The organism is Sphingobacterium olei (assembly GCF_005048855.1).
In the GTDB taxonomy this organism is placed as follows: Bacteria; Bacteroidota; Bacteroidia; order Sphingobacteriales; family Sphingobacteriaceae; genus Sphingobacterium; species Sphingobacterium olei.
Genome location: NZ_SUME01000002.1, coordinates 159,811 through 172,592, shown reverse-complemented (window position 1 = coordinate 172,592; position 12,782 = coordinate 159,811). Strand labels below are relative to the sequence as shown.

Annotated in this window: 12 protein-coding genes and 1 riboswitch; of the genes, 5 read left to right on the top strand and 7 right to left on the bottom strand. The window is 38.9% G+C overall.

Features of this window, described 5'->3' with window-relative positions:
* Positions 1-77: 77 nt before the first annotated feature.
* The gene (dapF, locus tag FAZ15_RS05135) at positions 78-857 is read right to left on the bottom strand and encodes a diaminopimelate epimerase (RefSeq protein WP_136900252.1); all 780 of its coding nucleotides are present in this window, start codon (positions 855-857) and stop codon (positions 78-80) included.
* 217 nt (positions 858-1,074) lie between these two features.
* On the opposite strand from dapF, the gene FAZ15_RS05130 reads away from it, so the two are divergent.
* The 5 genes from FAZ15_RS05130 to FAZ15_RS05110 all read left to right on the top strand — a co-directional run bounded on the left by FAZ15_RS05130 (position 1,075) and on the right by FAZ15_RS05110 (position 5,356).
* Positions 1,075-2,643, top strand: a complete 1,569-nt coding sequence (locus tag FAZ15_RS05130) for a Do family serine endopeptidase (protein WP_136900251.1) — start codon at positions 1,075-1,077, stop codon at positions 2,641-2,643.
* A gap of 134 nt (positions 2,644-2,777) precedes the next feature.
* Positions 2,778-3,218 carry a low molecular weight protein-tyrosine-phosphatase gene (locus tag FAZ15_RS05125; RefSeq protein ID WP_136900250.1) on the top strand — a complete coding sequence of 147 codons (441 nt, stop codon included), beginning with the start codon at positions 2,778-2,780 and terminating at the stop codon, positions 3,216-3,218.
* 118 nt (positions 3,219-3,336) lie between these two features.
* Positions 3,337-3,684: a hypothetical protein gene (locus FAZ15_RS05120; RefSeq protein WP_136900249.1), complete on the top strand. Its 348-nt coding sequence runs from the start codon at positions 3,337-3,339 to the stop codon at positions 3,682-3,684.
* 3 nt (positions 3,685-3,687) lie between these two features.
* Positions 3,688-4,446, top strand: a complete 759-nt coding sequence (locus tag FAZ15_RS05115; protein WP_136900248.1) for a peptidylprolyl isomerase — start codon at positions 3,688-3,690, stop codon at positions 4,444-4,446.
* A 145-nt stretch (positions 4,447-4,591) separates the two neighbouring features.
* A complete protein-coding gene (locus FAZ15_RS05110; protein ID WP_136900247.1) occupies positions 4,592-5,356 on the top strand; it encodes an exodeoxyribonuclease III in 765 nt (254 codons plus the stop codon).
* A 16-nt stretch (positions 5,357-5,372) separates the two neighbouring features.
* Here FAZ15_RS05110 and FAZ15_RS05105 read toward each other — a convergent pair whose 3' ends face one another.
* The 6 genes from FAZ15_RS05105 to FAZ15_RS05080 all read right to left on the bottom strand — a co-directional run bounded on the left by FAZ15_RS05105 (position 5,373) and on the right by FAZ15_RS05080 (position 12,661).
* A complete protein-coding gene (locus FAZ15_RS05105) occupies positions 5,373-5,795 on the bottom strand; it encodes a 6-pyruvoyl trahydropterin synthase family protein (RefSeq protein WP_136900246.1) in 423 nt (140 codons plus the stop codon).
* 39 nt (positions 5,796-5,834) lie between these two features.
* Positions 5,835-7,001 carry an alpha-hydroxy acid oxidase gene (locus FAZ15_RS05100; RefSeq protein WP_136900245.1) on the bottom strand — a complete coding sequence of 389 codons (1,167 nt, stop codon included), beginning with the start codon at positions 6,999-7,001 and terminating at the stop codon, positions 5,835-5,837.
* A 111-nt stretch (positions 7,002-7,112) separates the two neighbouring features.
* A complete protein-coding gene (locus FAZ15_RS05095) occupies positions 7,113-7,295 on the bottom strand; it encodes a hypothetical protein (protein ID WP_136900244.1) in 183 nt (60 codons plus the stop codon).
* Positions 7,296-7,522: 227 nt separating this feature from the next.
* A complete protein-coding gene (gene metE / locus FAZ15_RS05090; protein WP_136900243.1) occupies positions 7,523-9,835 on the bottom strand; it encodes a 5-methyltetrahydropteroyltriglutamate--homocysteine S-methyltransferase in 2,313 nt (770 codons plus the stop codon).
* 75 nt (positions 9,836-9,910) lie between these two features.
* A riboswitch (SAM riboswitch) is annotated at positions 9,911-10,009 on the bottom strand.
* Between the two features lie 82 nt (positions 10,010-10,091).
* Complete coding sequence (locus tag FAZ15_RS05085) at positions 10,092-10,778, bottom strand: response regulator transcription factor (RefSeq protein ID WP_136819153.1); 687 nt, start codon at positions 10,776-10,778, stop codon at positions 10,092-10,094.
* Positions 10,779-10,807: 29 nt separating this feature from the next.
* Positions 10,808-12,661 carry a sensor histidine kinase gene (locus FAZ15_RS05080; protein WP_136900242.1) on the bottom strand — a complete coding sequence of 618 codons (1,854 nt, stop codon included), beginning with the start codon at positions 12,659-12,661 and terminating at the stop codon, positions 10,808-10,810.
* Between the last annotated feature and the right edge of the window lie 121 nt (positions 12,662-12,782).

The window sequence follows — 12,782 nt, the reverse complement described above, 5'->3', positions numbered from 1 at the left end:
ACCAATTTCCCCTTAAAAAAGGCTTCTAATATACAGATAAATTCACGTTTAAGGGCGGAAGTCTTAAATAAAACAAACTAAATTTCACCGTCGAAAACAAAAGTAGCTGGTCCTTTAAGGAATACATTCGTGAATGTGTTACCTTCTTTGTGAAAAGAAATGTACAACTGCCCCCCCATTACACGTATAGGAAATTCTATATCTCCTTCTCTATTTTCGTGGATTGCCATAGCCATGGCCGCAGCCGTAGCCCCAGTGCCGCAGGCATAGGTTTCGTCTTCCACACCTCTTTCGAAGGTTCGCAGAAAGTAGCCTTCTCCTTCTTTTTCAACAAAATTTACATTGATACCATTAACGCTATAGCTGTCATTATTTCGGATTGCATATCCTGCATCATAAACAGGGAAGTTTTTTAAATCTTCGACTATCTTAATATAATGTGGAGAACCGGTATTGAGCACATATGCGTCCGAATCGCGATTAACTTGAGCAACATCGATCATCCCCAAATTTACCTGTGTGCCGTAAATATCTGCCATATGTTCGCTGTCTACTGCCAAAAAGGCAGTTTTATTTTGAATGAGACCTAGATCTCTGGCGAAAGCGACGATACATCGGCCGCCATTACCACACATGGTACCCTCACGCCCGTCTGCGTTGTAATAGACCATTTCAAAATCATAATTTTTCGTATCTTGAAGAAGCATTAACCCGTCTGCGCCGATTCCAAATCTTCTTTCACATAGATCGCGTACCAATGTTTCGTTTTCACGGTCAAAAAAGCCTTTTCTATTGTCAATCAAGATAAAATCATTACCTGCACCCTGATATTTAAAAAATTTTATTTTTTTATGCATAATTTGAAAATCCACTATAAAATTAATATTCTTGTTACAAAGTTTTTGATCTGTGTTAAATCTTGTTAAATTGAACCGTGACGCTGGTTTGTTAACAATTTTTAACTGACAAAACTTGCATGATGGCTGTCAATGGTATTACATTTGAATATACACAATTGAGAATAAGTAACAGACTAAATTTTAACAAAGTTAAGATTATTACAGCAAATAAAATATGAAGAAAATAGGAATCACTTTATTAACAGCTGTCTTAGGGGGAGCTGTAGCAGTAGGAGGCTATAAGCTGTTTGAAACTAAGCAGATGGACAACATGTCTTTTGAAGAAAGACAAAAGGTTTACTACGCGAATAATCCGGCGGAAGATATGGTGTCTTCAAGTGGGAATTTAGATTTTACACAGGCTGCTGCTGCAGTATCTCCGGGAGTTGTTCATATTAAAGTCACGATGGCAAGTCGCGGATCCCAGCGTGGAGGTGGAGGTTCTCCTTTTGATATGTTTGAAGAGTTTTTCGGCATGCCGCAACAAAGACGTGCGCAACCGCGTCAACCACAGCAGGCTTCTGGGTCGGGTGTGATCATTTCACCGGATGGTTATATCGTAACGAACAATCACGTGGTGGAAGATGCAGATAAAATTGAGGTGCAACTTACTGACAAACGTACATTTGAGGCGAAAGTAATTGGTAAAGATCCCAATACCGACTTAGCGCTTCTCAAAGTGAACGGTACAGGTTTGCCAATGGTAAAATTGGGCAACTCGGATAACGTACAGATTGGCGAATGGGTGTTGGCAGTGGGATATCCTTTGAGTTTGCAGTCTACGGTAACAGCGGGTATTGTGAGCGCGAAAGGTCGACAGATAGGAATATTGGGCGAATCGCAACAACAGCCTAGAGGCTATGGTTACGGTCAGGGCCAAGGACAAGAGGAACAAATCGTAAATACGGCGATTGAGTCATTCATTCAAACGGATGCGGTAATTAATAAAGGGAATAGTGGTGGAGCACTGGTAAATGCAAAAGGGGAGTTGATTGGTATCAATTCGGCCATTGCATCTCCAACGGGTGTATATGCAGGTTATGGGTTTGCGATCCCTGTCAATTTGGCCAAAAAGATTTTAGACGATTTTAAAGAATTCGGTAGCGTGAAGCGGGGATATGTGGGCGTCAGTTTTAGAGATGTTTCTGAACTTTCGCCGGATCAGAAAAAAGAATTTGGTGTGACGGATATTATTGGACTATATGTTTTTGACGCTGTAAAAGGTGGCGGAGCAGAGGCTGCGGGAATAAAAAAAGGTGATATCATTACTAAAATTGATGGTAATCTAATTTATTCTTCATCTGATTTGCAGGAACGTGTAGCTAGATTACGCCCCGGCGATAAAGTGAAAATTTCATATAAGCGTGAGGGTAAGGAAAGGGAAACGACTATTACCTTGAAAGGAGAAGAAGCGAAGGCTAAAACGGAAGAAGAAGGTAGCAGTGCCAGTGCGACAGAAATCTACAATAAGTTAGGTGCTAGTTTTATTCCGGCTACAGATTCCCGCAAGAAAGAACTGGGAATTAGTTCGGGTGTAGTGGTAACACAGGTACATCGCGGCGGTGTATTCGAGTATTTTGGAGTGGAAAAAGGATTGGTCATCACAGAAATTAACGGCAAACCCGTAAATAATGTGGACGATGTGGAAACGGCACTCGGAAATACGAAACGTAATATAGTACGTGTAACGGGTGTTCCAGAAAGAGGCAGTCGAGTAGAATTTAATGTGCCGATTGAATATTAATTTTCATAAATAGTTTATATTGTTAGTATGTGGTTTTCTTCGGGAAACCACATTTTTTATTTACAGCTTTGGATATATGGTTATGTTATTACATTCAGTTCGTGAATGCAAAGCATTTTTTCTAAGTTTAGGACATGAAAATTTTAATGGTTTGTTTGGGTAATATCTGTCGCTCACCCCTAGCGCACGGAATAATGTCACACTTAGTTAGATCGGAAAATTTGGAATGGGAAATTGATTCAGCAGGTACTGGTGATTGGCACGTTGGGCATGCGCCTGACCATCGTTCGATAGCTATCGCAAAAAAATACGGAGTAGATATCTCTCAGCAACGCGCACAACATTTTACAACGCAGTTATTTGATAAGTATGATCTGATCTTTGTCATGGACAGACAGAACTTACAAGATGTGTTAGCGCAAGCAAAAAATGCTCAGGAAAGGGCGAAAGTTAAATTGTTTGTAGATAATGATATTGTACCGGATCCTTATTTTGACGATGCATTATTTCTACCCGTATATGAAATGATTGAAAAAAGATGTGTAGAATTGATTAAGTCAATTGCAAAATCTTAGTTTTTATTCGGTCAATTCGGTATTTTGTTGAATGTTGTTAATTAGTTTACGGTTTCGATTTTTTAACCCGGTATTTTGCCGTGTTCATCAAAGATAATTTTTACTTTTGGATTATCATATGAAGATTGCAGAAGTAAATAGAAAGTGGGAAGAGTTGCGCGGTGTCATCGCCGAAAACTTTGATATGGAACTACCCGACATGAAAGTGATGCTTTTTCTGATTGGCGTACAAGAATTGGGACAAGGTCCAAAAAAGTTTTCGAAGCGCGAGAAGGAAGAGCTTATGCATATCGCGACATGTCGATTGTTTAGTGCTATGGGTTTTTATGATCTTAAAGGACTGGATGAGGACGGCTGGCCGCACTGGGAATTGGTAAAACCTGTTCCAAATTATACATTATTAGAACAGGAAATGATCATGAAGTCGTTGATTATAGATTATTTTCAGGAATTAGAAATTATTTAATAGATGAGGAAATTACTCACTGTCCTTTTATTACTGGTTTGTACCGTAGTGCATGCCCAGAAGCCTACACATTATTATGTTAACATTTTTACGAGCCAAGGAAATGCTATTTTGAAGTTATATAATGAAACACCTAGACATCGTGACAACTTCGTAAAGTTGGCGAAAGAGGGTTTTTATGATTCTTTGTTATTTCATCGTGTTATCCATAATTTTATGATACAAGGAGGTGATCCAGACTCTAGATATGCGGCAGATCGTGTGCAATTAGGTAATGGCGGACTTGATTATAAAATCCCGGCTGAAATTCAATCGGATTTAATCCATAAAAAAGGAACCATTGGTGCTGCTCGGGATAATAATCCTGCTAAGCAGTCTTCTGCTTCACAGTTCTATTTCGTTCAAGGGCGTAAATATTCACAGGCAGGACTAGATTCTTTGGAACAATTTCGAATGCAGGGTAATAAGCTATCAGCTATGCAACGGCAAGTGTATTCATCAGTAGGAGGAACCCCTCATCTCGATGGAAATTATACCGTTTTTGGAGAGCTTTTGACAGGACTTGAAATTGTGGATAAAATAGCTGTAGTTGCAACAGACTCTTTTGATCGCCCATTAAAAAATGAACGAATGGCAATGCGGATATTGACACGAAGAGAGGCTATTAATTTGGAACGTGAAAACAGCGGATTGCCGCCACAGAATGGCTTTTTTACCAAATTGTTTGACTCTTTGAAATCCAAATATTATACTGTTCAATAAATAAAACCGAGCTAATTGATAGATGATTTTAAACCGCCGAAGGCAAGATGAAACTTAGTGGAGTGTTTCATGAATTCATTTGAAAAACTATCGATAATGAATAATGCTTTTGGAAGCAGATATAACTGAATAAACAATAATTTAGATGAAAATCGTAACCTATAATGTCAATGGAATACGGGCTGCCCTTAAAAAAGATTGGTTAGGCTGGCTGAAAGCAGTAAATCCGGATATCGTATGTTTGCAAGAGATAAAAGCAACTGTAGATCAGGTTCCTGAAGTACTTTACCTTGAACAAATGGGCTATGAGCACTACTGGTACCCTGCTCAAAAAAAGGGATATAGCGGAACAGCGATATTCACAAAAATAACGCCTAACCACATTGAGTATGGTTGTGGACATGAAGATTATGATTTTGAAGGACGAATAATTCGGGCTGACTTTGACAATATTTCTGTAATGAGCACGTATTTTCCTTCCGGTACTACCGGAGATGTCCGTCAGGAATTCAAATACCGTTTTTTGGATGATTTTAAAGCATATACAGATAATCTAATTGTCGAAAAACCTAAATTGGTTATTTCAGGTGATTTCAATATCTGTCATCGTGCCATCGACATCCATAATCCGAAATCTAATGCAAACACGTCTGGATTTTTGCCTGCCGAGCGTGAGTGGATGGAGAACTTTGTCCAATCGGGATTTATTGATACCTTCAGACACGTTAATCCTGACCCACATCACTATACTTGGTGGAGCTATCGTGCAGGTTCGAGAGCGAAGAATTTAGGCTGGCGCATAGATTATAACATGGCTTCTCCGGCCTTGTTGGATCATATTTCATACGCAGGTATTCTACCTGATGCGGTACATTCAGATCATTGTCCTGTTATTTTGGAGGTAACATAAACGAGTTTATGTATTCTTAGCTGATACTATAACTCGCTGAGCACTTGCTGGTCTCTTCCACTTTGCAGGAAACTAATTTTGCGGTCGTATCTGCCAATTGTTTCGGTCCTATAACTTCTACCAAATATTTAGCAATATTCTCAGCTGTGGGATTAAAGGGTACAATTACCAAACTTTCTTCTTGAATTTCAAGAAGCTGCTGTAATAGTTCATCCTTTTCCCATATTAAAAATTTATGATCGAAATGATGTTCTAGCCACTCACATAGACGGCTCTTTATGACGGAAAAATCCAGTACACGTCCAACCGCGTCTAGTTCAGACACGGTAATCGTAAAATGAATACGGTAGTTATGGCCATGTAAAAACCGGCATTTTCCTTCATGGCCGACTACACGATGGCCACAGGAGATATCGTGATATCTGTCTGCTGTTATCATAGAAGCAAAGATAAGAGCCTAATGAGGCATTTACGTGTATTATTTTATTAATCTTGTTGGTAGCTGTTCTATATTTTCCAGGGATAATTGTTGCATAACCTGATAAAGCTGTGCTTTGAAAAGGTTGATGGTATTTTCTCCACCGTCATCACCTAAAGCTCCCACACCATACATAAATGGCCGACCCATAAAATTAAAATCTGATCCAACGGCATGTGCTCTGGCTAAATCCACACCTGAACGGATTCCACCATCCAACATAATTTTTATCTTTTCTTTATACGCTGGGTTACTTGCCAATTTAATCAGGGAATGAATAGAAGATTCTCCGGCATCAATCTGGCGACCGCCATGATTAGAAACAATTACACCATCTGCTCCAATCGCAATTGCGGCCTGCATATCTTCGTCAGTGGTGATGCCCTTAAGTACGAGGGGTCCTGTCCAGATATCGCGAATAGCCTTTACTTTTTCGACATTCACCTTTCCGGTAAAAGTCCTATTCATGAATTGTCCCAGTTGGGCTAAATCCAACCCTTTTTCCATGTATGGTTTTAATGTGGCAAAAGAGGGAATGCCATGTTGCAAAGTCTTAATTCCCCAGGTCGGACAAACCATCGCCTGTAGAATATTAGAGATATTCATTTTCGGAGGCATGGATAAACCACTTTTAATTTCACGGTACCGTAATCCGAAAGAAGGTACATCAACCAATACCACTAAAACAGGGCATTGGACATCCTTTAACCTTCTTAATATATCATCCCGTAGTCTATTTTCAGTTGGGTGGTAAAGCTGAAACCATGCTTTACCATCTGATACCTCCGCAATTCGCTCTATGCTACTCGTTGATACGGTACTTAACATATAAGGAATGTCGTGTTTTGCAGCGGCTTTCGCTAATATTTCTGGTGCATTTGGCCACATCAAACCTTGAAGTCCGATAGGGGATATACCAAATGGGGCACTGTAGCGCCTGCCGAATAGTTCTACAGACATATCAATATCATCTGCTACATGTAGATATTGTGGCTTTAACAGAATATCGTCGAAATCACTTTCATTTCGGGCTAGGTTCAACTCTTCATTACATCCACCTTCAAGATAATCAAAAGCAAATTTAGGTATTCTTTTTTTTGCTTTCTTTTTAAGGTCAGCTATTGACGGATACTGTGATTTGTAAGGAAAATATATTTTTTTTGACATGATTATAACATGATAGGGTTTAGCATGCAAATATCATAATATTTATGTTAAACTCTGTCATGTACTATGATGGAATTTATATTTAATGACGATTTGATCCAGCGCTGTGTGTTATTTATTTCTTCCACCTGTTATCTTTGCAATTAGCCAGACAATCAGCGCAACTACCAATACTACGACAATTATGCCCGTCCATACACCTGCTTTGAAGATACCTTCAATAATAGAACAACCAGTAAGTAATGTGGAAACCGATGCTACGAGTGAAATGGGGATTATTGTTTGACGTTTCATAAGTATGTAATTTTCTTTCCTTTTGTAATAACATCTTAAATGGCAATTTTGTTTATATTTTGCAGATGAAGTCGCTGTTTCCGGATGGTACAAAAGCGAGATCCAAAATTTTAGATGGTTTAGTAGACTTACCTTTTTATTATCAGATGAATAAAAGGAAGGGGGATAAAAAAATCCCGAGGCTTACACTTCGGGATGTGATATTTAATATTGCTAAGTCTAAAAATTTATTCTGCTCTTAAGATTTTTGCAGCCTCAACCATAGATTCTAGCGCCGCTTTGGTTTCTGGCCAAGCACGGGTTTTCAATCCGCAGTCAGGATTTACCCAAAGTTGTTCTGCAGGAACCACAGCTTTTGCTTTTCGTAATAATTCGACCATCTCCCCTGTACTAGGTACACGTGGTGAGTGGATATCATATACTCCAGGGCCGATATCGTTAGGGTATTTGAAATCAGCTGCAAAAGCATCTAATAATTCCATTTGCGAACGTGAAGTTTCGATCGTGATAACGTCAGCATCCATTGCTGCGATATCTTCTATAATGTCGTTAAACTCTGAATAACACATGTGCGTGTGAATCTGTGTATCATCGTCTACATTCGAAGAAGAAACACGAAACGCACGGACGGCCCAATTTAAATAATCTTTTTGATCAGCTTTACGTAATGGAAGACCTTCACGAATGGCTGGTTCGTCAATTTGGATAATTTTGATTCCCGCTTTTTCTAACGCTTGTACTTCATCTAAGATTGCTAATGCAATTTGGTAAGTCGTTGTAGAACGAGGTTGGTCGTTACGTACGAAAGACCATTGCAAAATCGTAACTGGACCGGTTAACATTCCTTTTACTGGACGCTCGGTCAATGTTTGCGCATAGGAAGACCAACGTACGGTCATGTCTGCCGGGCGGTATACATCCCCATAGATCACGGGTGGTTTTACACAGCGAGATCCGTAAGATTGAACCCATCCGTTTTTCGTGAATGCGTAACCTGCTAATTGCTCACCAAAATACTCTACCATGTCATTACGTTCGAATTCTCCATGTACTAGTACATCGATGTCCAACTGTTCTTGCAAACGGATTGTTCTTTCGGTTTCTTCTGCAATCTCTTTGTCATACTGTTCCTGAGAGATAGCTCCTTTTTTCAAATCAGCTCTCCATTTCCGTACATCTTTCGTTTGAGGGAAAGAACCGATCGTTGTTGTAGCAAATGCCGGTAGGTTAAATTTTGCTTGTTGAGCAGCTTTACGGGCAGGGAAAGGAGACGTACGTTTGGCATCATCATCTGTGATATTTGCGGTACGTTCTTTTACTTCGGGTTTATGAATTAAAGGTGAGGTGCGACGGCTTTCAGCAGCAGCTTTGTTAGCCTCAAAACGTTCAGCTGTTTTAGCATCAACTTCACCATCAGCCAAGATTGCTAGATCTTTGACTTCTGTTAGTTTTTGTTTGGCAAACGCCAACCAGTTTTTCACTTCTTTTGGAAGCGATTCTTCGTTGTCTTCATTATCCAAGTCGAAAGGAACGTGTAATAATGAAGAGGAAGGTGCAATCCATACGCGGTCTTTTCCTAATGAATCTACCGCTTGATTGATTAATGCTAAAGATTTTTCGTAATCATTTTTCCAAATGTTACGTCCTTCAACTACGCCTAACGAAAGTGTTAATGTAGCGGGCACTTTAGCTAATACCGTGTCTAATTGTTTTTCGCCACGAACCAGGTCTAAGTGAAGCGCATGAACTGGTAAATTTAATGCCGTTTCTTCGTTGTCGGCTAATGCTTCAAAATAGGTAGCTACAACTAACTTGATACCTTGGGCAGCAGCAGCTAATTTTTCGAACACTTTGCCATACAAAGCGCGTGTTGCGTCATCAATATCCAGTGCTAAGAAGGGTTCGTCGATTTGAACATATTGCGTACCCGCTTCCGCTAATTTCGATAAAATTTCTTCGTAAACAGGTACTAATTTGTCGATCAAATCTATACGATTGAAATCGGTTTCTTTTTCTTTACCAACTAAAAGGTAAGTGATAGGGCCAATTAGTACAGGTTTTGTTTCGATGCCCAATGATTTAGCCTCATTGTATTCATTTAAGAATTTTTCAGAAGTTAATTTGAATTCTTGATTTTTAGTAAATTCAGGGACAATATAGTGGTAATTCGTGTCAAACCATTTTGTCATCTCCATTGCTGTTACGTCAACGCCTTCCTGTTGGAAACCACGGGCCATTGCAAAATATAAATCTAGATTATATTTACGGTCGATTTTGTTCAACAGCGAATTGTAACGTGCTGGGATAGCTCCCACAGTCAATGACAAGTCGAGTACCTGGTCGTAGAAAGAAAAATCATTCGAAGGAATTAAATTAATTCCTGCCTCTTTTTGAGTTTTCCAGTTGTTTTCGCGAATAGATTTAGCCGCTTGTAATAATTCTTCCGCAGAAATCTTTTTAGCCCAATATGCTTCATTGGCTTTTTTCAATTCGCGGAATGGCCCCACTCTTGGGTACCCTAAGTTGTTGGTAATTAACATACTCTTATCCCTGTTTTAATTTTTTACGTATAAAAATTTTTGCTGTAAGAGAAAGAGACTTAGATTAGTTCCTTCAGCTTATCTTTCCCCTTCGGAGTAGAATGTAGCACCTTGTCAAGAGACAGGTTGCTAAGGCTTCAACGGGTCTAGTCCCTCTGCCTTTCTCTATAAGCGCTGCTAATATCGAAATAAAAATTGATATTACAAAAAAGAATAAAAAAAAGATAAAAGAGCAAGGATATAAGCTACTTTTAATCTAGCTTACAAGTAGCTTATATCCTTTGCCGTGGACATTAACAATTTCTACGTTAGGATCTTCTTTTAAGTATTTTCTTAGCTTACTCAAGAAAACGTCCATACTTCTGCCTGTGAAATAGTTGTCGTCATGCCATATTTTTACCAAAGCTTCTTCACGTGTTAATACGTCATTTTTCTTTAGACACAGGAGGCGTAATAACTCTGCCTCTTTCGTAGAAAGCTTTTGTTGCTGGCCTTTGTATGTGACCACTTGACTGGTATAATCAAAGAAGTAATTCCCGATCTCAAATTTATCTGCCAGCTCTTCTTCCTTATCTTTACTGACACGTTTTAACAATGCTTGTATACGTAGCAATAATTCTTCTACACGAAATGGTTTGGTGATGTAATCATCTCCTCCCAATTCAAAAGCTTGGGTTTTATCTTCCATCATACCCTTCGCTGTAGCGAATATTATTGGAATGGTTTGGTCCATCTTACGTACATCCTTACCTAGCGAAAATCCATCTTTCTTAGGCATCATCACATCAAAGATGCATAGGTCAAAACGTTCTTTTCGGAATTGTTCCAAAGCTTGATCCCCATCCTGACACAGTACAACATCATATTTGCCTTTTAGTTCTAGATAATCTTTTAGTAATTCCCCTAGATTAGGATCATCTTCAGCTAATAATATCTTTTGCATAACAATTATTTTTAAGTTTGTAACCTCCATTAATTGGATTTCAGAGGAAGGGTGACCTCGAATTGTGTTCCCTTATCTTTTTCGCTTTTCACTTCTATACGCCCGTCTAATCGCTTAATTATATCGCTGACATAACTCAGTCCCAATCCAAATCCTTTGACATTGTGGATATTTCCAGTTGGAATTCTATAGAATTGATCAAATATTTTTTCTTGCTGTTCTTTGGTCATTCCCATGCCTTTATCTGCCACCGTTAATATAATATTACCTTTTGAGTTATATGTTTTTACGGTAATTTCAGGAGCTTCAAGACTATATTTTATCGCATTGTCAACTAAGTTAAACATTACATTAGAAAGATGCAATTCATCACCAATTACAATGTCTTTTTCGGCAGATAAATCGATGCTTATTTTACCGTTTGCTTTTTGAAGCTGCAGTTGCATGCTGTCCAATACGCTTGATACTAAGTCATTTACTTCAACATTAACACGCTCTATTTTTAGATTCTCCTTTTCTAGACGCGCAATATTTAATACCCGTTCGATATGTGATCCTAAACGGACATTTTCATCATAGATGATGTTAGCTAGTCTATTTACCCGTTTTTCATCGGATGAGATTTCGGGGTCGCGCAGAGATTCGCTCGCAATCATTATCGTCGCGACAGGTGTCTTGAATTCATGCGTCATATTGTTGATAAAGTCAGTTTTCATTTCTGACATTTTCTTTTGCTTGAAAATGATGCTAAGTGTATATACGAAACATCCTATCAATAATGCGAATAATGCCAGTGTAGGCAATATAAGATAGCTCATATTGTCTGCGATAATAGACTTTTTATTCGGAAAGTATACGGACAGCAGCCCGGGCGTCTGATTGTTGGCGTCACCCTGAAAAAGCGGAGTGCTATAGCGTGTAATCTTTTCTGTTGAATTGAAATTAGCAGCCGTTTGGATGTTAAAGATTAGATTGTTGTTGTGTCTGTCTCTAATCTCGATATTGAATGGTGTGTGAATGTCGCGGCGATCCAGTTCATCTTTGATCAATCGCTGTACTGATGTAATATTAATACGTTCCCGAAGTGGTTTTTTTGCTAATTCCATGGCAATAGCTACCTGTTCTACCAACTCTGGATTCTTACCGCCCAAAATTGCAACGGAATCTTCTAAGCTAAATGCACTTTCCAGTTTCCGTAAATTTAATTCTTTTAGTTTTCGCTCATAATTGTATAATTCGAAGGCGATTTTATCACTGGATTTCGGAGGGAGAACGATCGTGTAGAGCTTTGCTTTTCCGGTGGTACCGTCTATTATCGGTATGCCGTATCGGACACTATCGTCTTTTGCCGCAATAAGTGGCACATTTACGGTCGCGACAATGCTTACATCGTTATTGATAAAATTTCCATCTCGGCTAGGTCCTTGGCTGATTTGAATATCTACATATCGTTGATATGCCGGACGCCGGATATAGGTTTCATAAAACGAATTCTCTAATTCTACTGCATTCCCATATTCGTCTTTTAATTCACGTTCCGCATCACGGAATCGGTTTTCGATTTCGATTTGTTTTTGCTGGAGCACTTTTATTTTTTCTTGAATGTCCAATTGTTCACTTAAAAGACGTTCTTTTTTTCGTTGTTTCTCTTGATCCTCTAAATATTTTGTTTGGTTCATTTTTTGCTGTTCTCGAGTAAAAAGATAGATTTCTCTGCGCTCTATGAGTCCAGAAACAGCATTTAATGAAGCCATCACACCTTCGTCAAATAGTTTTGACTTTTGTTGGTATGTTTCTCGAATAAAATAATACTGCATAGCGACGACACCTAGTAAGGCAATCGACATTAACCATATTATTAATGCAATACTTCTTTTTTTCATCTATTTATTTTTATTGATCTCTTGTCTGTTTTTATTAGCATCAATGAGACCGGTTTTAATTAGCCCCACAACCCCATACGTAAACCTGATCGAGAAAAGTTGCTTCGCAGCTGCCTTCGGC

Coding starts and splice junctions, on each gene's coding strand:
- FAZ15_RS05085 (WP_136819153.1), bottom strand. CDS start 10,778: ATGCAAAAGATATTATTAGCTGAAGATGATCCTAATCTAGGGGAATTA.
- FAZ15_RS05095 (WP_136900244.1), bottom strand. CDS start 7,295: ATGAAACGTCAAACAATAATCCCCATTTCACTCGTAGCATCGGTTTCC.
- metE (WP_136900243.1), bottom strand. CDS start 9,835: ATGTTAATTACCAACAACTTAGGGTACCCAAGAGTGGGGCCATTCCGC.
- FAZ15_RS05120 (WP_136900249.1), top strand. CDS start 3,337: ATGAAGATTGCAGAAGTAAATAGAAAGTGGGAAGAGTTGCGCGGTGTC.
- FAZ15_RS05080 (WP_136900242.1), bottom strand. CDS start 12,661: ATGAAAAAAAGAAGTATTGCATTAATAATATGGTTAATGTCGATTGCC.
- FAZ15_RS05105 (WP_136900246.1), bottom strand. CDS start 5,795: ATGATAACAGCAGACAGATATCACGATATCTCCTGTGGCCATCGTGTA.
- FAZ15_RS05130 (WP_136900251.1), top strand. CDS start 1,075: ATGAAGAAAATAGGAATCACTTTATTAACAGCTGTCTTAGGGGGAGCT.
- FAZ15_RS05125 (WP_136900250.1), top strand. CDS start 2,778: ATGAAAATTTTAATGGTTTGTTTGGGTAATATCTGTCGCTCACCCCTA.
- FAZ15_RS05115 (WP_136900248.1), top strand. CDS start 3,688: ATGAGGAAATTACTCACTGTCCTTTTATTACTGGTTTGTACCGTAGTG.
- FAZ15_RS05110 (WP_136900247.1), top strand. CDS start 4,592: ATGAAAATCGTAACCTATAATGTCAATGGAATACGGGCTGCCCTTAAA.
- FAZ15_RS05100 (WP_136900245.1), bottom strand. CDS start 7,001: ATGTCAAAAAAAATATATTTTCCTTACAAATCACAGTATCCGTCAATA.
- dapF (WP_136900252.1), bottom strand. CDS start 857: ATGCATAAAAAAATAAAATTTTTTAAATATCAGGGTGCAGGTAATGAT.